This window comes from Marvinbryantia sp., from assembly GCF_047017445.1.
GTDB lineage: Bacteria > Bacillota > Clostridia > Lachnospirales > Lachnospiraceae > Marvinbryantia.
Genome location: NZ_JBKXTT010000001.1, coordinates 152,918 through 170,094, shown reverse-complemented (window position 1 = coordinate 170,094; position 17,177 = coordinate 152,918). Strand labels below are relative to the sequence as shown.

Annotated in this window: 31 protein-coding genes; 27 read left to right on the top strand and 4 right to left on the bottom strand. The window is 45.3% G+C overall.

Translation table 11 applies throughout. The features are described 5' to 3' along the window. Position 1: 1 nt before the first annotated feature. From rplD to ACLU9Q_RS00685, 26 genes are all read left to right on the top strand, one after another. The gene (gene rplD, locus ACLU9Q_RS00810) at positions 2 to 622 is read left to right on the top strand and encodes a 50S ribosomal protein L4 (RefSeq protein WP_296835615.1); all 621 of its coding nucleotides are present in this window, start codon (positions 2 to 4) and stop codon (positions 620 to 622) included. Further along, positions 622 to 921, top strand: coding sequence for a 50S ribosomal protein L23 (gene rplW, locus ACLU9Q_RS00805; protein WP_296835617.1), 300 nt, complete (start codon positions 622 to 624; stop codon positions 919 to 921). Before rplD ends, rplW begins: the two co-directional genes overlap by 1 nt. Before the next feature lie 203 nt (positions 922 to 1,124). Next, positions 1,125 to 1,970 (top strand): 50S ribosomal protein L2, encoded by an 846-nt coding sequence (rplB, locus tag ACLU9Q_RS00800; RefSeq protein WP_296835619.1) that lies wholly within the window; start codon positions 1,125 to 1,127, stop codon positions 1,968 to 1,970. A 25-nt stretch (positions 1,971 to 1,995) separates the two neighbouring features. Next, positions 1,996 to 2,271 (top strand): 30S ribosomal protein S19, encoded by a 276-nt coding sequence (gene rpsS / locus ACLU9Q_RS00795; RefSeq protein WP_296835621.1) that lies wholly within the window; start codon positions 1,996 to 1,998, stop codon positions 2,269 to 2,271. 77 nt (positions 2,272 to 2,348) lie between these two features. After that, positions 2,349 to 2,735, top strand: coding sequence for a 50S ribosomal protein L22 (gene rplV, locus ACLU9Q_RS00790; protein WP_298514352.1), 387 nt, complete (start codon positions 2,349 to 2,351; stop codon positions 2,733 to 2,735). 10 nt (positions 2,736 to 2,745) lie between these two features. Beyond that, positions 2,746 to 3,390, top strand: a complete 645-nt coding sequence (rpsC, locus tag ACLU9Q_RS00785) for a 30S ribosomal protein S3 (RefSeq protein ID WP_296835626.1) — start codon at positions 2,746 to 2,748, stop codon at positions 3,388 to 3,390. Positions 3,391 to 3,408: 18 nt separating this feature from the next. Then, the gene (rplP, locus tag ACLU9Q_RS00780; protein WP_296835628.1) at positions 3,409 to 3,846 is read left to right on the top strand and encodes a 50S ribosomal protein L16; all 438 of its coding nucleotides are present in this window, start codon (positions 3,409 to 3,411) and stop codon (positions 3,844 to 3,846) included. Further along, positions 3,836 to 4,039: a 50S ribosomal protein L29 gene (rpmC, locus tag ACLU9Q_RS00775; protein ID WP_296835630.1), complete on the top strand. Its 204-nt coding sequence runs from the start codon at positions 3,836 to 3,838 to the stop codon at positions 4,037 to 4,039. Before rplP ends, rpmC begins: the two co-directional genes overlap by 11 nt. A 28-nt stretch (positions 4,040 to 4,067) precedes the next feature. Further along, positions 4,068 to 4,322: a 30S ribosomal protein S17 gene (rpsQ, locus tag ACLU9Q_RS00770; protein WP_296835632.1), complete on the top strand. Its 255-nt coding sequence runs from the start codon at positions 4,068 to 4,070 to the stop codon at positions 4,320 to 4,322. Positions 4,323 to 4,340: 18 nt separating this feature from the next. Further along, the gene (gene rplN / locus ACLU9Q_RS00765) at positions 4,341 to 4,709 is read left to right on the top strand and encodes a 50S ribosomal protein L14 (RefSeq protein WP_296835634.1); all 369 of its coding nucleotides are present in this window, start codon (positions 4,341 to 4,343) and stop codon (positions 4,707 to 4,709) included. A gap of 11 nt (positions 4,710 to 4,720) precedes the next feature. Further along, the gene (rplX, locus tag ACLU9Q_RS00760; RefSeq protein WP_296835636.1) at positions 4,721 to 5,032 is read left to right on the top strand and encodes a 50S ribosomal protein L24; all 312 of its coding nucleotides are present in this window, start codon (positions 4,721 to 4,723) and stop codon (positions 5,030 to 5,032) included. A 20-nt stretch (positions 5,033 to 5,052) separates the two neighbouring features. Continuing rightward, complete coding sequence (gene rplE / locus ACLU9Q_RS00755; RefSeq protein ID WP_296835638.1) at positions 5,053 to 5,595, top strand: 50S ribosomal protein L5; 543 nt, start codon at positions 5,053 to 5,055, stop codon at positions 5,593 to 5,595. 43 nt (positions 5,596 to 5,638) lie between these two features. Further along, positions 5,639 to 5,824 (top strand): type Z 30S ribosomal protein S14, encoded by a 186-nt coding sequence (locus ACLU9Q_RS00750; protein ID WP_296835640.1) that lies wholly within the window; start codon positions 5,639 to 5,641, stop codon positions 5,822 to 5,824. 40 nt (positions 5,825 to 5,864) lie between these two features. Continuing rightward, on the top strand, positions 5,865 to 6,266 hold the full coding sequence (gene rpsH, locus ACLU9Q_RS00745; protein WP_296835642.1) for a 30S ribosomal protein S8: 402 nt from the start codon (positions 5,865 to 5,867) through the stop codon (positions 6,264 to 6,266). Between the two features lie 98 nt (positions 6,267 to 6,364). After that, positions 6,365 to 6,904 (top strand): 50S ribosomal protein L6, encoded by a 540-nt coding sequence (gene rplF / locus ACLU9Q_RS00740; protein ID WP_298514344.1) that lies wholly within the window; start codon positions 6,365 to 6,367, stop codon positions 6,902 to 6,904. A gap of 17 nt (positions 6,905 to 6,921) precedes the next feature. Then, positions 6,922 to 7,290 (top strand): 50S ribosomal protein L18, encoded by a 369-nt coding sequence (rplR, locus tag ACLU9Q_RS00735; protein ID WP_296835646.1) that lies wholly within the window; start codon positions 6,922 to 6,924, stop codon positions 7,288 to 7,290. Positions 7,291 to 7,301: 11 nt separating this feature from the next. After that, entirely contained in the window at positions 7,302 to 7,811 is a 510-nt protein-coding gene (gene rpsE / locus ACLU9Q_RS00730; RefSeq protein WP_006862758.1) for a 30S ribosomal protein S5, read from the top strand. 12 nt (positions 7,812 to 7,823) lie between these two features. Further along, positions 7,824 to 8,006 (top strand): 50S ribosomal protein L30, encoded by a 183-nt coding sequence (gene rpmD, locus ACLU9Q_RS00725; RefSeq protein ID WP_296835650.1) that lies wholly within the window; start codon positions 7,824 to 7,826, stop codon positions 8,004 to 8,006. A gap of 20 nt (positions 8,007 to 8,026) precedes the next feature. Beyond that, entirely contained in the window at positions 8,027 to 8,467 is a 441-nt protein-coding gene (gene rplO / locus ACLU9Q_RS00720) for a 50S ribosomal protein L15 (RefSeq protein WP_296835681.1), read from the top strand. Then, entirely contained in the window at positions 8,467 to 9,780 is a 1,314-nt protein-coding gene (gene secY / locus ACLU9Q_RS00715; protein ID WP_296835651.1) for a preprotein translocase subunit SecY, read from the top strand. The genes rplO and secY overlap by 1 nt, the downstream gene beginning before the upstream one ends. A gap of 66 nt (positions 9,781 to 9,846) precedes the next feature. Then, positions 9,847 to 10,491, top strand: coding sequence for an adenylate kinase (locus ACLU9Q_RS00710; RefSeq protein WP_296835653.1), 645 nt, complete (start codon positions 9,847 to 9,849; stop codon positions 10,489 to 10,491). Positions 10,492 to 10,493: 2 nt separating this feature from the next. Next, positions 10,494 to 11,252, top strand: a complete 759-nt coding sequence (gene map / locus ACLU9Q_RS00705; protein ID WP_296835656.1) for a type I methionyl aminopeptidase — start codon at positions 10,494 to 10,496, stop codon at positions 11,250 to 11,252. A 107-nt stretch (positions 11,253 to 11,359) separates the two neighbouring features. Beyond that, positions 11,360 to 11,635, top strand: a complete 276-nt coding sequence (locus ACLU9Q_RS00700) for a KOW domain-containing RNA-binding protein (RefSeq protein ID WP_296835659.1) — start codon at positions 11,360 to 11,362, stop codon at positions 11,633 to 11,635. After that, positions 11,613 to 11,831 carry a translation initiation factor IF-1 gene (infA, locus tag ACLU9Q_RS00695; protein ID WP_005428560.1) on the top strand — a complete coding sequence of 73 codons (219 nt, stop codon included), beginning with the start codon at positions 11,613 to 11,615 and terminating at the stop codon, positions 11,829 to 11,831. Before ACLU9Q_RS00700 ends, infA begins: the two co-directional genes overlap by 23 nt. 229 nt (positions 11,832 to 12,060) lie before the next feature. Then, positions 12,061 to 13,383 (top strand): AAA family ATPase, encoded by a 1,323-nt coding sequence (locus ACLU9Q_RS00690; RefSeq protein ID WP_296835661.1) that lies wholly within the window; start codon positions 12,061 to 12,063, stop codon positions 13,381 to 13,383. Then, entirely contained in the window at positions 13,376 to 13,963 is a 588-nt protein-coding gene (locus ACLU9Q_RS00685) for a hypothetical protein (RefSeq protein ID WP_296835664.1), read from the top strand. Before ACLU9Q_RS00690 ends, ACLU9Q_RS00685 begins: the two co-directional genes overlap by 8 nt. A gap of 43 nt (positions 13,964 to 14,006) precedes the next feature. Here ACLU9Q_RS00685 and ACLU9Q_RS00680 read toward each other — a convergent pair whose 3' ends face one another. Continuing rightward, a complete protein-coding gene (locus ACLU9Q_RS00680; RefSeq protein WP_296835666.1) occupies positions 14,007 to 14,615 on the bottom strand; it encodes a sugar O-acetyltransferase in 609 nt (202 codons plus the stop codon). 109 nt (positions 14,616 to 14,724) lie between these two features. On the opposite strand from ACLU9Q_RS00680, the gene ACLU9Q_RS00675 reads away from it, so the two are divergent. Further along, positions 14,725 to 15,609, top strand: coding sequence for a helix-turn-helix domain-containing protein (locus tag ACLU9Q_RS00675; protein ID WP_412624538.1), 885 nt, complete (start codon positions 14,725 to 14,727; stop codon positions 15,607 to 15,609). A gap of 61 nt (positions 15,610 to 15,670) precedes the next feature. On the opposite strand, the gene ACLU9Q_RS00670 is transcribed toward ACLU9Q_RS00675, so the two are convergent. The 3 genes from ACLU9Q_RS00670 to ACLU9Q_RS00660 form a co-directional block, all read right to left on the bottom strand. After that, entirely contained in the window at positions 15,671 to 16,270 is a 600-nt protein-coding gene (locus ACLU9Q_RS00670; RefSeq protein ID WP_298514648.1) for an N-acetyltransferase, read from the bottom strand. Next, positions 16,270 to 16,449 (bottom strand): hypothetical protein, encoded by a 180-nt coding sequence (locus tag ACLU9Q_RS00665; RefSeq protein WP_296835672.1) that lies wholly within the window; start codon positions 16,447 to 16,449, stop codon positions 16,270 to 16,272. The genes ACLU9Q_RS00670 and ACLU9Q_RS00665 overlap by 1 nt, the downstream gene beginning before the upstream one ends. A 459-nt stretch (positions 16,450 to 16,908) precedes the next feature. Beyond that, positions 16,909 to 17,148 (bottom strand): hypothetical protein, encoded by a 240-nt coding sequence (locus ACLU9Q_RS00660; protein WP_412624486.1) that lies wholly within the window; start codon positions 17,146 to 17,148, stop codon positions 16,909 to 16,911. Positions 17,149 to 17,177 lie beyond the last annotated feature (29 nt).

The following is a 17,177-nucleotide window of genomic DNA, read 5'->3' as shown; positions in this document are numbered from 1 at the left end:
GATGGCAAACGTATCTGTTTACAATATGGAAGGCAAAGAAGTTGGCACGATGGAGCTTAATGATGCCGTGTTCGGTGTAGAGATCAACGAACATCTGGTACACATGGCAGTGCTCAGCCAGCTTGCAAATAATCGTCAGGGAACACAGAAAGCGAAAACACGTTCCGAAGTTTCCGGCGGCGGCAAGAAACCGTGGAGACAGAAGGGAACCGGTCACGCAAGACAGGGTTCAACAAGAGCACCGCAGTGGAAGGGCGGCGGAGTTGTATTCGCTCCGGTTCCGAGAGACTACTCTTTCAAGATGAACAAGAAAGAGAAGAGGGCGGCTCTGAAATCCGCACTGACCTCCAAGGTACAGGAAAATAAAGTAGTAGTGCTTGATGAGCTGAAGCTGGATGCAATCAAGACAAAGAGCATGGTAAATGTTCTGAAAAACGTAAACGCAGACAAAGCGCTGGTTGTTTTAAACGAGAACGATGAGAACGTGGTAATGTCCGCAAGAAACATCGCAGATGTAAAGACCGCGCTGATCAATACCATTAATGTATACGACGTTCTGAAGTATAACACACTGGTTATGACGAAAGCAGCCGTAGAGGCTATTGAGGAGGTGTACGCATAATGGCAGCAATTCAGTATTATGACGTCATTCTGAAACCGATCGTGACGGAAAAAAGTATGAACGCGATGAGCGAGAAGAAATACACTTTCCAGGTACACACCGAAGCAACTAAGAACCAGATCAAGGAAGCTGTTGAAAAAATGTTCGAAGGAACAAAAGTAAAGAGCGTAAATACCATGAATCTGGAAGGTAAAAAGAGACGCCGCGGCATGACAGTCGGCAAGACAGCAAAGAGCAAAAAGGCTATCGTTACCCTGACAGAAGATTCCAAGGATATTGAGATCTTTGAAGGGTTATAAGACTTGACGAAGTCGAGGCGTAGCCGATGACTGAGTCTTAGTCGGACCCTGTTCGCGAACCTTAGCGAGAACGAGCGATAGTGAAGTTTGAGCTTAGTTGAGCGAACGTACCCGTCACAGGGGAACACACCCGTTCGCAGCGATAGCGACGGGAACCTATGCACAGAACAGTGCGATAATAAATCATCGAAAGGAGAAACACCATGGGAATTAAAACCTATAGACCATATACCCCGTCGAGAAGACATATGACCGGTTCTGATTTCTCTGAGATCACAAAGTTCGAGCCAGAAAAGAAGCTTCTGGTTTCTCTCAAAAAGAACTCCGGACGTAACAACCAGGGTAAAATCACTGTAAGACACCGCGGAGGCGGCTCCAGAAGAAAATACAGAATCATCGATTTCAAGAGAAATAAGAAGGACGGAATTCCGGCTTACGTTACCGGAATCGAGTACGATCCGAACAGAACAGCAAATATCGCTCTGATCACCTACGCAGATGGTGAGAAGGCATATATCCTTGCTCCGCAGGGCTTGAAGGACGGCATGAAGGTCATGAGCGGTCCGGATGCGGAAGTAAGAATCGGAAACTGCCTGCCGCTGACAGCAATCCCGGTTGGTACCATGGTACACAACATTGAGCTGTATCCGGGCAAGGGCGGACAGCTTGTAAGAAGCGCAGGAAACAGCGCACAGCTTATGGCAAAAGAAGGAAAATACGCAACCCTTCGTCTTCCGTCTGGTGAGATGAGAATGGTTCCGATCATCTGCAGAGCAACCGTTGGCGTTGTTGGAAATGCAGAGCACAATCTGATTAATATCGGTAAAGCTGGAAGAAAACGTCACATGGGTATCCGCCCGACAGTACGCGGTTCCGTTATGAACCCGAACGACCATCCGCATGGTGGTGGTGAAGGTAAGACCGGTATCGGACGTCCGGGTCCGTGCACACCGTGGGGCAAACCGGCACTCGGCCTGAAGACGAGAAAGAAAAAGAAAGCGTCTAACAAGCTGATTGTAAGAAGAAGAGACGGTAAAGCGATTAACTAATATTAATTAAAGGAGGTTAGAACCTATGGCTCGCTCACTGAAAAAAGGACCATTTGCAGATGAAAGCTTACTGAAAAAGGTAGATGCTATGAATGCAGCAGGCAGCAAACAGGTTATCAAGACCTGGTCCCGCCGTTCTACAATTTTCCCGCAGATGGTTGGACATACCATTGCAGTTCATGACGGAAGAAGACATGTTCCGGTATATATCACAGAGGATATGGTAGGACACAAGCTCGGAGAATTCGTTGCTACCAGAACCTACAGAGGACATGGCAAAGACGAGAAAAAATCCCGCTAGGATAAATTTGCGGCTCCGGGTGTCTCTCAAATGCCCGGAGGTACGTGCAAATGCATGAAATAAAGGAGGTTTCATTCATGGCAAAAGGACATAGATCCCAAATCAAGAGAGAGAGAAATGCTCAGAAGGACACAAGACCTTCCGCAAAGTTATCTTATGCGAGAGTTTCTGTCCAGAAAGCATGCTTCGTTTTAGATGCCATCAGAGGCAAAGATGTGCAGACGGCACTCGGAATCGTGACCTATAATCCGAGATATGCATCTTCACTGATCAAAAAACTTTTAGAGTCGGCGATCGCGAACGCAGAGAACAACAACGGCATGAGCAGAGAGAATCTGTACGTTGAGGAGTGCTACGCAAACAAGGGACCGACAATGAAGAGAATCAGACCGAGAGCACAGGGCAGGGCTTATCGCATCGAGAAGAGAATGAGCCACATCACCGTTGTGCTGAATGAGAGATAGGAGGTAAAGCATGGGACAGAAAGTTAATCCGCACGGACTTAGAGTCGGTGTAATTAAAGACTGGGATTCCAAATGGTATGCAGAGTCTGAATTCGCAGATTACCTTATTGAAGATAACAAAATCAGAACATACCTGAAGAAGAAATTGTACAGTGCCGGCGTTTCAAGAATCGAGATCGAGAGAGCATCCGGCAGAGTAAAGGTGATCATCTACACGGCAAAACCGGGCGTAGTGATCGGTAAGGGCGGTTCTGAGATCGAGAAAGTAAAAGCAGAAGTACAGAAGCTGACAAAAGAAAAGCTGTTGGTAGATATCAAGGAAGTAAAGAGACCGGACAGAGACGCTCAGCTCGTTGCAGAGAACATCGCACAGCAGCTTGAGAATCGTGTATCCTTCCGCCGCGCTATGAAGTCCACCATGGGCAGAACCATGAAGACCGGCGCAAAGGGTATCAAGGCAGCAGTTTCCGGACGTCTGGGCGGCGCAGATATCGCTCGTACAGAGTTCTACAGCGAGGGCACTATTCCGCTTCAGACACTTCGTGCAGATATTGACTATGGATTCGCAGAGGCAGATACCACATACGGCAAGCTTGGCGTAAAGGTATGGATCTATAACGGCGAAATCCTTCCAACAAAAACGGCTAAGGAATAAGGAAGGGAGCGATAAATCATGTTAATGCCAAAGAGAGTTAAAAGACGTAAACAGTTCCGCGGAAGCATGGCAGGCAAGGCATTGAGAGGCAATACCATCTCCAACGGTGAATACGGTCTTGTTGCAACAGAACCGTGCTGGATCAAATCCAACCAGATCGAGGCAGCCCGTGTTGCTATGACACGTTATATCAAGCGTGGCGGTAAAGTATGGATCAAAATCTTCCCGGACAAACCGGTAACAGCAAAGCCGGCAGAAACCCGTATGGGTTCCGGTAAAGGAACACTGGAGTACTGGGTTGCGGTTGTAAAACCGGGCCGTGTAATGTTTGAGCTTGCAGGCGTACCGGAAGAGGTTGCCCGCGAAGCATTGCGTCTCGCTATGCATAAATTACCCTGTAAATGTAAAATCGTTTCTCGTGCGGATTTAGAAGGCGGTGATAACAGTGAAGATTAATAAGTATGTAGAAGATTTAAAAAAGAAATCAGCTGCAGAATTAAATGAAGAATTAGTAGCTGCTAAAAAGGAACTTTTCAATTTAAGATTCCAGAACGCAACCAACCAGTTAGATAACACAAGCAGAATCAAAGAGGTTCGCAGAAACATTGCCAGAATCCAGACTGTTATCACTGAGAAGGCTAATGCGTAAGCAATAACCACGAAAGGAGCATATAGACGTGGAAAGAAATCTTAGAAAAACCCGTACAGGTAAGGTTGTCAGCAACAGAATGGACAAAACGATTGTTGTTGCAGTAGAAGACCATGTAAAGCATCCGCTTTATAAAAAGGTCGTTAAGAGCACCTATAAATTAAAAGCACATGATGAAAACAACGAGTGCAACATCGGTGATACCGTAAAGGTTATGGAGACAAGACCGCTGTCCAAGGACAAGAGATGGAGACTTGTGGAAATCACTGAGAGAGCGAAATAGTATAGGAGGTATATCAGCATGATCCAGCAGGAAAGCAGACTTAGGGTTGCTGATAACACTGGTGCTAAAGAGTTGCTTTGCATCAGAGTTATGGGCGGTTCTACAAGAAGATATGCAAGTATTGGAGACATTATCGTTGCTTCGGTCAAAGATGCAACACCAGGCGGCGTTGTAAAGAAGGGTGATGTTGTGAAGGCGGTAGTTGTCCGCACTGTAAACAAAACCCGCCGTAAGGACGGTTCATATATCAGATTTGATGAGAATGCTGCAGTCATCATCAAGGATGACAAGAATCCAAGAGGAACCCGTATTTTTGGACCGGTTGCGAGAGAGCTTCGTGATAAGCAGTTTATGAAGATCGTTTCTCTGGCTCCGGAAGTATTATAAGGAGGTACCAGATGTCAGCGTTAAAGATCAAAAAAGGCGATACTGTTAAAGTTATCGCAGGAAAAGATAAAGACAAAGAGGGCAAGGTTCTGGCGGTTGACGCTAAGAACGGCAGAGTCCTGGTGGAAGGCGTGAACATGATCGTAAAGCATACAAAGCCTTCCGCAGCAAATCAGCAGGGCGGCATCGTAAACAGAGAAGCTTACATTCACATCTCCAACGTAATGCTGTTGGTTAACGGCAAGGCAACAAGAGTTGGTTTCAAGATGGATGGCGATAAAAAGGTGCGCGTGGCAAAAGCTACCGGCGCAGTCATTGATTAATAAGAGAGGAGGCCATACAGTTGAGTAGACTCAAAGAAACTTACCAGAACGAGATCGTAGACGCTATGATCAAAAAGTTCGGATATAAGAATATCATGGAAGTTCCGAAGCTTGACAAGGTTGTTATCAACATGGGCGTTGGCGAAGCAAAAGAAAATGCGAAGCTGCTCGAATCAGCCGTAAAGGATTTGGAAACCATCACAGGACAGAAAGCAGTCCTTACAAGAGCAAAGAATTCTGTGGCAAACTTCAAGATCAGAGAAGGCATGGCAATCGGATGTAAGGTTACCCTTCGCGGCGAGAGAATGTATGAGTTCGTAGATCGTCTCATCAACCTCGCGCTTCCGCGTGTGCGTGACTTCCGCGGCGTAAACCCGAACGCATTCGACGGCAGAGGAAACTATGCTCTTGGTATTAAAGAACAGTTGATTTTCCCGGAAATCGAGTACGACAAGATCGACAAAGTCAGAGGTATGGACGTTATTTTTGTAACGACAGCAAAGACTGATGAAGAAGCGCGCGAGCTGCTTACACAGTTTAACATGCCGTTTGCAAAGGCTTAATCCGTTAACAGGTCAATTTGTTTGAAGTATAGGAGGAAAATTCATGGCTAAGACAGCAATGAAGATTAAACAGCAGCGCAATCAGAAATTCTCTACAAGAGAATACAATCGCTGCAGAATCTGTGGCCGCCCGCATGCTTATCTGAGGAAATACGGAATCTGCAGAATCTGCTTCCGTGAACTGGCATACAAGGGACAGATCCCGGGTGTGAAAAAGGCTAGTTGGTAGGTTGAAAGCATAACAATGTTTATATAAGGAGGACATATCGATGACTATGAGCGATCCGATTGCAGATATGCTTACAAGAATCCGTAATGCGAACACTGCAAAGCATGATACAGTAGACGTACCGTCATCCAAGATGAAAATTGCAATCGCAAACATTCTCTTAGATGAAGGATATATCAGTAAATATGATGTCGTAGAAGAAGGCGGTTTTCCGATCATCCGCATCACTCTGAAATACGGCGCAGACAAGAATGAAAAAATCATTACAGGAATTAAGAGAATTTCCAAACCGGGTCTTCGCGTTTACGCAGGCAAGGATGAGCTTCCGCGTGTACTTGGCGGACTTGGCGTAGCAATTCTTTCCACAAACAAAGGTGTGATCACAGACAAAGAAGCACGCAAGCTCCAGGTAGGCGGAGAAGTGCTGGCGTTTGTTTGGTAGGTTCTCATGTTAGTTGAGGGAACATACCCGTCAAAAACTCACTGAAAACAGAGAGAGCACAGGCTCTTTCCGAAAATCTAAGTAAGGAGGACATATAAATGTCACGTATCGGAAGAATGCCGGTTGTAATTCCGGCAGGCGTTACGGTAGAGGTTGCCGAGGGCAACAAGGTTACCGTAAAAGGCAGCAAGGGTACTCTGGAGAGAGTGCTTCCGGCTGAGATGGATATCAAAGTAGAAGACGGTCATGTAATCGTTACAAGACCGAATGATTTAAAGAAAATGAAATCCCTTCACGGTCTTACAAGAACCCTGATCCACAACATGGTAGTCGGCGTAAGCGAGGGCTACACAAAGGTTCTGGAAGTAAACGGTGTAGGTTACAAGGCAGCAAAGCAGGGTAAGAAGCTGGTACTGAATCTGGGTTACTCTCATCCGGTTGAGATGATGGATCCGGAAGGACTTGAGGCTGTAGTGGAAGGAAACAAGATTGCAGTCAAAGGTATTGATAAAGAAAAAGTTGGCCAATACGCAGCGGAAATCAGAGAAAAGAGAGCTCCGGAACCTTACAAGGGCAAGGGTATCAAGTATGCTGATGAAGTGATCAGACGTAAAGTTGGTAAGACTGGTAAGAAATAAATAAGGAGAGTGTAAAAATGGTTAGAAAAGAATCCAGAACAAAAGTTCGTGAAAATAAGCACAGAAGACTTCGCCATCGTTTTGCAGGAACTGCAGAAAGACCGCGTCTGGCAGTGTTTAGAAGCAATAATCATATGTATGCTCAAATTATTGACGATTCCGTAGGACACACTCTTGTTTCTGCAAGCACGCTTCAGAAGGAAGTAAGCGCAGAGCTGGAGAAGACCAACAACGTTGATGCAGCAGCATATTTAGGAAAAGTAATTGCCGAGAGAGCCCTTGAAAAAGGTATCAAGAACGTTGTCTTTGACAGAGGCGGCTTCATATATCAGGGTAAAATTCAGGCATTAGCAGATGCAGCAAGAGAAGCTGGTCTGGAATTTTAGGAGGTAGACACATGAAACGTGAAATTATTGATGCTAATTCGTTAGAATTAAATGAAAAAGTAGTGTCTATTAAGCGTGTTACCAAGGTTGTTAAGGGCGGTAAGAACATGAAGTTCACAGCTCTCGTAGTTGTAGGCGATGGAAATGGCCATGTTGGTGCAGGTTTAGGAAAGGCAAAAGAAATTCCGGAAGCAATCCGTAAAGGAAAAGAAGACGCTGCTAAGAATCTGATCAATGTTGCGCTGGATGACAATGCAAGTATCCCGCACGACTTCGAAGGAAAGTTCGGCGGTTCCCACGTAGTTCTCAAGAGAGCTCCGGAAGGTACCGGTGTTATCGCAGGCGGTCCGGCACGTAACGTACTGGAGATGGCAGGCATCCGCAATATCCGTACAAAATCCCTCGGCTCCAGAAACAAGCAGAACGTCGTTCTTGCTACACTGGAAGGTTTAAAACAGCTGAAATCCCCGGAGGAAGTTGCAAGACTGCGCGGAAAAGCGGTAGAAGAAGTGCGCGCATAGGAGGATTAGAAAATGGCAGATAAAGTAAAAGTAACCTTAGTAAAATCTACAATCGGTGCAATCCCGAAACATCGTGCAACGGTAGCGGCGCTTGGTCTGAAAAAACTGAACAAATCTGTTGAGCTTCCGAACAACGCAGCTACGATGGGCATGGTAAAGCAGGTACAGCATTTAGTAAAAGTAGAAGAAATCTAATCAAATAAGGAGGTGCCATGATGGATTTATCAAACTTAAAACCGGCAGAGGGTTCCAGACAGAGCGATAATTTCAGAAGAGGCCGCGGACATGGTTCAGGAAACGGTAAGACGGCTGGTAAGGGACATAAAGGTCAGAAGGCTCGTTCCGGAGCACCGAGACCGGGCTTCGAGGGCGGTCAGATGCCGTTATACAGACGTATCCCGAAGAGAGGCTTCACAAACAGAAATACTCTGGATATCGAAGCAATCAACGTGAGCGATCTGGAGAAATTTGATAACGATACCGAAGTAACGATCGAGACTCTGATCGAGGCAGGCGTTATCAAGAGCGCAAAGGACGGCGTTAAGGTACTTGGAAACGGGGAACTTACTAAGAAGCTGAACGTTAAGGTAAATGCTTTCAGTGAAAGCGCAAAAGCTAAAATAGAAGCACTTGGTGGAAAAGCAGAGGTGATCTAATGTTAGAAACACTTCGTAACATGTTTAAAGTGAAGGACATCCGCAAACGTCTGCTGTATACGTTTGGTATGCTCGTTGTCATCCGGTTCGGTTCACAGCTTCCGGTACCGGGTGTCAACCGCGATTATATCTCGCAGTTTTTTGCACAGCAGACGGATGGCGCCTTTAACTTTTTCAGTGCGTTCACCGGCGGTTCTTTTGAGCGACTGTCAATTTTCGCGCTGAATATCACACCATACATTACATCGTCCATTATCATCCAATTGCTGACGATCGCTATCCCGCAGCTGGAGGAGATGCAGAAGGACGGGGAAGAGGGCAGAAAGAAGCTGACCAACATCACCCGTTACGTTACCGTTGCGCTTGCGCTGATCGAGGCGACCGCAATGACCGTTGCATTTGGCAGAAGCGGCATGATCCCGGATATCAATGTTCTTAAGGGTATCACGGTGGTTGCATCCTGGACGGCTGGCTCTGCTTTCCTGATGTGGGTCGGTGAGCGGATCACAGAGCACGGCGTTGGAAATGGTATTTCCATCGTTCTTGTGATCAACATCCTTTCGCGTGTACCGAGCGATATTGCCACTCTCTATGAGACCTTTATCAAGGGAAAGACAATCGCGCGCGGCGCGCTGGCTGCTCTTATTATTCTGGCAGTTATCGCGGTTACGATCGTCTTTGTTATCGTGCTGAGTGATGCGGTAAGACGTATCCCGGTGCAGTATGCAAAGAAAATGCAGGGAAGAAAGATGATGGGCGGACAGTCCACTTTCATCCCGCTGAAAGTAAACACGGCTGGCGTTATTCCGGTTATCTTCGCGCAGTCTCTGTTCAGTATGCCGAGCATGATCGCATCCGTACTGGGCGTATCCACAGACGGCGTTGGCGGAAAAATTCTTGCGGCGCTGAATCAGAACAACTGGTTCAATCCCGATCAGCCGGTATATTCCATCGGACTTATTGTTTACGTTGTGATGATCATTGGTTTTGCTTACTTCTACACCTCCATCACCTTCAATCCGATTGAGGTTGCGGATAACATGAAGAAGCAGGGCGGTTTCATTCCGGGCATCCGTCCGGGCAAGCCGACGGTTGATTATCTGAATAAGATTCTGAATTACATCGTATTTATCGGTGCGGTCGGTCTGACGATCGTCGTTCTGATCCCGATTTTCTTCAACGGTGTGTTCAAGGCTTACGTATCCTTCGGCGGAACATCTATCATCATTATCGTAGGTGTTATCCTTGAAACGATCAAGCAAATCGAATCGCAGATGGTAGTCCGCAATTACAAAGGCTTTTTAAGCGAATAAGGAAGTGTACCGTTTGTTTTCGGACAGGCGGTGCACTAACTGTGTTTATAGCAGAAAGGAAAGATTATGAAAATTGTAATGTTGGGCGCCCCGGGTGCAGGAAAGGGCACGCAGGCGAAGCGTATTGCGGCAAAGTATGAGATCCCGCACGTTTCCACCGGCGATATCCTGCGCGCGAACGTAAAGGGCGAGACAGAGCTGGGGAAAAAGGCGAAGGAATTTATGGATCAGGGACTCCTGGTGCCGGATGAGCTGGTGATCGACATGCTGATGGACCGCATCGCGCAGCCGGACTGCGCAAAAGGGTATATCCTGGACGGTTTCCCGCGCACGATCCCGCAGGCGGAGAGCCTGAAGGAAGCGCTGGCAAAGCAGGGCGACAGGCTCGATTATGCGATCGACGTCGATGTGCCGGATGAAAACATTGTAAAGCGCATGGGCGGAAGAAGAGCATGCCTTGGCTGCGGCGCGACCTATCATGTGGAGTTTAATCCTACGAAGGTGGAGGGCGTCTGCGATGCCTGCGGCGAAAAGCTCATTTTGAGAGACGACGACAAGCCGGAGACGGTACAGAAGCGTCTGAATGTATATCATGAGCAGACACAGCCGCTGATCGATTTCTACGGCGACGCCGGTATTTTGAAGACTGTGGACGGCACCATGGAAATGGACCGTGTATTTGAAGCAATTGTGCAGATATTAGGAGCGTAAACATGGCAGTAACAATTAAATCTCCAAAAGAAATAGACCTTATGAGAGAAGCGGGAAGACGTCTGGAGATCGTACACAAAAAGCTCGGCGAGTTTGTAAAGCCGGGAATCTCCACAAAGGATATCGACCGTTACGGGGAAGAACTGATCAGAGGTCTTGACTGCATTCCAAACTTTCTGAATTATAACGGTTTTCCGGCTTCCATCTGCGTGTCGGTCAACGACGAGGTGGTACACGGGATTCCGAACAAAAAACATATCTTAAAAGAGGGCGATATCGTAAGCCTGGACGCCGGTCTTATTTACAAGGGCTTTCATTCTGATGCTGCGCGTACGCACGCTGTCGAAGAGATCAGCCCGGAAGCGGCGAAGCTGATAAAGGTTACGGAAGAAAGCTTTTTCAAAGGCATCGAGTTTGCCAGAGCCGGACATCATCTGCATGAGATCTCCGGGGCGATCGGCGCATATGCGGAGAGCTTCGGCTACGGTGTTGTGCGTGACCTGGTCGGACACGGTATCGGCAGAGCGCTCCACGAGGACCCGCAGATCCCGAACTTTGCACAGAAGCGCCGCGGACTGCGCCTTCAGGCGGGTATGACGCTTGCTATCGAGCCGATGATCAACGCCGGTCGCTACGATGTGTGCTGGCTGGATGACGACTGGACGGTTGTCACAGAGGACGGTTCCCTGTCCGCTCACTATGAAAACACGATTCTGATTACAGACGGTGCGCCGGAGATTCTCACCCTGCATGCGGATTAACGCGTGCAGGAGGAGCTGCGCATCCGGCGGATTTGTCTGCCGGTGCAGATGTGTCACACGGGAAGCCCCGGAACTGAGTCGCAAAGAGCTGCGGCATGGAGGTAAGAATGGATCGATTTGAGGCAGGAATGCTGGCATGGTCGCGCGCCGGGCATGACAGCGGCACGCTTTATGTCATAATGAGGACAGACGAAGAATATGTTTATCTGACAGACGGACGGCTGAAGCCGGTGGATAAGCCGAAAAAGAAGAAAAAGAAGCATGTCCAGGTAATGCGGACGATCCCGCAGGAGCTTGCGGGTATGCCGGAAAAAGAGATAAAAAACGAAGATATCAGACGAGTAATCAGGAGGTTTGCAAATGTCGAAAGCAGATGTAATTGAAGTAGAAGGAACTGTATTGGAGAAGCTGCCGAACGCAATGTTTAAGGTAGAACTGGAAAATAAGCACGTTGTGCTTGCACATATCAGCGGAAAGCTGCGCATGAATTTCATCCGCATCCTTCCGGGAGATAAAGTAACGATTGAACTCTCCCCGTATGATCTGTCCAAGGGACGTATCATCTGGAGAGACAAATAGTTGTTACGATCAAATACGGATAACAGACAGGGAGCCGGAGAGCCGCATAACAGCGGATTCTCCGGCTCCTGGCATATGTATCCCTTTCGCCCTGCCGAATCAGCAGACTATCTGTTTATAAGTCGAATAAAAGAAATAAATAATTGCGTTTCTAAAATAAAATAAATATTTTAAAATAAAAATACAAATAAAATGAAATTAAATATTGCGATTTAAATGAAAAAATGCTATGATACAAATACAGAGAAAGAAGGGACGCATCGATATGAAAATACAGGCAGTTTTAATTGATGGTTTCAAGAACCTGTCAAATGTTAAAATTAGTTTTGATAAGATTACGGCGCTGGTGGCACTGAATAATTTTGGAAAATCGAATGTACTTGCAGCCATTGATTTTGGCTTGGCTTTTATGAAAGCCTCGATAGAAGACAAGGCGGACATGATGGCGAATGCGAATCTGATACCAATTAACTGTTGTATGTTTGGCAGAAATTATAAATTTGAAATGGAAATTCTGACAGAACTGGATAATATGGAATATCGTGTTTTGTACGGATATGAATTTGCCTGGAAGTGCCGGGAAAGCGCGGAGCCTCATATTGTGTCTGAATATTTAAGAATAAGACCGGAAAACAGAGGATTAAAATATACGCAGCTTATTAACAGGGAGGGTCAGAGAGCATTATACAAAAGCTCTGAAACCGGCAGATGCTCTTCCAAAATCAATGTTGAATTAACAGAGCTTGTTATAAATAAACTGCGGGCTTACGACGAAATATTTTATGCTGAAATTATAAAAAAAATGAACAGCATAAGATTTTATATGGAAAATAATCTGGATGCAAAAAGTTTTTATCAGCCCGACCCGATTATCCGGAAAGGGCTGGAGGATATGGCGGTAGATGCAGAAAGTCTTCCGCGTGTAATATATCAGTTGCAGGAGAAAAATCCGGATAAGTTTATACTGTTAAAAGAAGTATATAAGGAGCTGTTCCCGGATGTTGAGGATATTATTGTAGAGCAGTATAAATTCGAACGCGATAGCGGTGATAAATTACCGGCGGATGTTCCCTTTATGATAGCAAATGCGATATATGTTCTGTTTGTCAAAGATAAAAATTTAACACATCCGATAAACTTTGCAATGATGTCAGATGGAGCAAAAAGAGTATTTATGATTCTGGCGAGGGTCATTCTGGCTAACGAAAGAAATGTTTCTCTGATTGCTATTGAAGAACCGGAAAATTCGGTGCATCCCAGTTTGTTCCAGTCTTATATGCAGATAATCAGCCAACTGTTGGATGACTGCAAGGTAATCATTACCAGTCACTCCCCTTATGTTGTGAGCTATTTGGAACCTTCGTGGATACATGTAGGTGTAAACAGAAAACCGGGGATTGCCGGATTTTATTCATTTAAGAAATCCGGACAGCGGTTATTGCAGCAGGATGCCGCTGCATTTAAGATGAGCACAGGAGACTATCTGTTTTCAATGTTAGCTGACGAGGAGAGCAACTGGGAAGAGTATCTGGAGTGTGATATACATGAGTAAATGCCTTGTATTATTTGTTGAGGGAGATACAGAGGTCGAGTTTTATAAACGTGTAATATCGAATGCCAGACAGAAAAGAGCAGATGGGAGATTTGATATTTATATTGAATGCAAAAATGTCCGAGGAGTTGGAGGATTTAAAAATATTGCACTTCGTAAGTTTATAAAAGAAATAAAGCCTAAATATGGGAAAAAATGTGAATTTAGTGTTGCATTATGCAGAGATACTGATGTTTTTGAGCTGTCTACCAAGCCGCCGGTAGAATGGGATGAAGTAGAAGCTGTTTTTAAGGAGAATGGAGCTCAGCAGGTTATTCATATAAAGGCAAAGCATTCCATTGAAGACTGGTTTCTGATTGATTTGGATGGAATAATATCATTTCTCCATTTGCCTAAGAAAACGAAGGTATCCGGAGGAAATGGATATGATAAACTGAAAAAACTTTTTAAACAGGCAAACAGAATGTATTATAAAGGAATGAAAAGCAATGGTATGATTGAACGACTGGACATTGATAAAATCGCACAGAATGTTCAGACAGAACTGGAGCCGCTGTATAAGGTGCTGGGAATATATTGATATTCCCGGTACCTTATATAAAAGCCGGGGCAGCAGCCGCTATCTATTCCCATACATCCAGCTTTCTTTCCTTATAGTAATATGTTTCATCCTTTTTGCCGATGCTGCGTATGACGCGGCAGGGCACCCCGTAGGCGACGGTATTTGCAGGAATATCGCCAGTCACCACACTTCCGGCTCCGATTACGGAATTATCCCCGATCGTAATTCCGGGCATAATCTGGGCGCCGGAACCGATCCAGACATTCCTTCCTACATGAATCGGAAGGTTATAAACATAGTGATGCTCGCGAAGAACCGGCAGAACAGGATGACCGGAAGTACAAAAGACAACATTGGGGGCAATAAGGCAGTTATCGCCGATGTAAATATGTTCATCATCCACAAATGTGACATTGGAATTGAGATAAACGCCGTTTCCCAGATGAACATGCCTGCAGCCCCAATTTGCGTTTAAAGGTGTTTCCACCGTGCATTCATGCCCGATTTCTGCAAAAACCAGTGGCAGAAGCTGCCGTCTCTTTTCTGTCTCTGTTGGCAAAGTCCGGTTGTATTCCACCATTTTGTCCTGATAAATATGCTGGTCGCCTAGTAATGACGGATCATCATAACAGTATACAAGTCCCTTTTCTTTCCGTTCCTTGTTTGTCATAGCCGTATTCCTCCCTGGATGTATATTAATATTGTACATCAGCTCTCTTGAAAAATCTTGTAAAATCCACTAGAATAATATAAAAATCGTATTTTTACAGGAGCATTGTATGAATTCACCTTTAGAGGTATCTGCCGATTTCTCGGAGCGTTTACATTACAATTTATCCGGTTTTCCGCTTTATGTAAAGAAAGATAAGCTTTCCCGTTATGGCTATGAGGCTCTGTGCCACTGGCACCCGGATTTGGAATTTATTTACATCATTGATGGCGCAATGGATTATTTTATTAACAGGAACAGGATTCCTATCCGGCAGGGGCAGGGAATTTTTGTGAACAGCCGCAGACTGCATTATGGTTTTTCCCGGCAGAAAGAGGAATGTACATTTATTGCGCTTGTTGTGCATCCTTCCCTGTTTACGAATTCCTTTGATAAAGCGCGCATTTTCGCGGAACAGAAATTTGGTTTTGCAAATGTGGATTACATCTTACTGGATTCCCATATTTCCTGGCAAAAGAAGATTATAGAGGGGATTGACCGGATATATCGGGAGATAAATGCGGCTTCCTTCAATCCGCTCAGACTGCTGGCGGAAGCGGTTTCTATATGTGCCGATGCAGGGGAGCATATTGAAACAGTGGAAAGCAGTGAGAAAAATAATGTTACACAAATGGCTTTTTTGAATATGACAGAATATATTCAGAACAATTACGGAGAAAAGCTCACCCTTGATAAAATAGCCGGCGCCGGTGCCGTCTGCCGGAGCAAAAGCTGTCAGTTATTCCGGCAGTATGTCCGGATGTCGCCGGTTGCGTATCTGACAAAATACCGGCTGTCGAAAAGCGCGGAACTGCTGCGGGATACGGAGCTTTCCGTTTCAGAGATTGCGTCGCTGTGCGGATTTCAGAGTCCCAGCTATTACATTAATCTTTTTAAGAGGGAAACGGGGCAGACACCGCTGAACTACCGGAAAGCGTCCAAGATAACCGGATAATAGCTTATATCTGAAATGATAGAATGAATTGCCATATAAATATGGTGGAAAAAGTGACATTTTAATCCCGAAAGTATTTCAACATTTGTACCAGTATGGCGCTTTCGGCGACTTCGTCGATATCCCGGTTCCGTTGCCCGAACTGAACAAACTGAGAAGCAGAATAGAAATCATATAATTTAGCATTGCTGGCACATTCTATATAAACAGTTTTTCCGCCAATGATAAACTGCGCTTCTCGAACCTTGCCGCAGGCTATCGTTAATAAATCACTGACAGGGATAGAAGCAGATAAAGCAGGATTGAAATTGCGTCCCAGTTGTGCGATTAAAGGCATTGAAACCAGAAAGCGGTCAAGCTCTGCATCATATTGCGAAAACTTCAGGATACGTTTTTGGAGAGTTTTACTTAATGCTTTTCCAGTAACAGATACAAACTTATTTGCCAGAGTAAAGTATCCAACAAATTCTGGCTGATTATCATCCGAGAAAACCAGATATGTCATAGCGATTCGTTGCCGTGCAAAATTGATAGCTTTTGTCTGTATAAAGTTTTCTACATCTATATTCTGCGGACAAATAAAACGGGAGAGGATTTTCTGCAATTTCTCCTCCCCGTATGTGTCAAGCATTTCTAAAAGATTCAATTCGACATAATCCATTATAGTTTATCTCCAAAGAAGGCCCTGATATTTTTCTTGCCTTTTAATTCTTTTATTTGATGACTGGTCGGAACTGCTTTTGTCGCAATAGCGGCAGCTTTTTCCATTGCTTCCACAAAAGCAGTGGCGGAGTTTTTGTCATGGATTACAATATTTTTTTTAATGCTCTGTGTTGCCATGTGTATATACTCCTTTCGAATTTGTTTTCAATCTTAGTATAGCTAAAATTTTTTAAAATAGCAATACTTATTTTATATCTTTTGTGTATAATAATTAATTCTATATATTCAACAAAATATTTATGAATATAAAGAACAATAACCTATAATTCCATGATACCGAAGCAGGCAGTAAAATTTCTGTCAAGCATTTTTGAAAATGTCCCGAAAAAACTGAAACATTAGCACCGGTTTTCCGGTGCTGATTTCATATGGCTACGTGGCAGATGTCCTCTGGAAGCTTAGGGCTCTGCCCTAAGAACCCGCAAGGGACCTGTCCCTTGACCCATAATCGGGCCCTGCCCGAACCCGCCCCGCAGGGGGCAGGAGAAAGGGCATATATCCTTTCTCCTTAGAAACAGCGTTTTCCGTGAGGCTTATCTCAAGAGACTTTCGCGGCATAACGGGGCCCCAACCCCATTATTCCACGGTTCTCCTGACAACGCCTCCGCTCCCTGTTCCTTCCGCCTTTTTTCGGGCGATCTCCTCACGGATCAGCCGTTTTACGGCTCCCTGTTTTGACGGCTGTTCCCAAAACCAGCGGATGATATCAAGGTCTGTGCGGAGGTTCAGTTTTAAGTAAATTCCCTGTGTATGTTCTTTATCATATTTTTTCTGTGCTTTTGTATGCGCTTCGATGCAGTCGATCCAGTCCCTCATGTGATCTCTCCTTTCGGTAGGTATATACC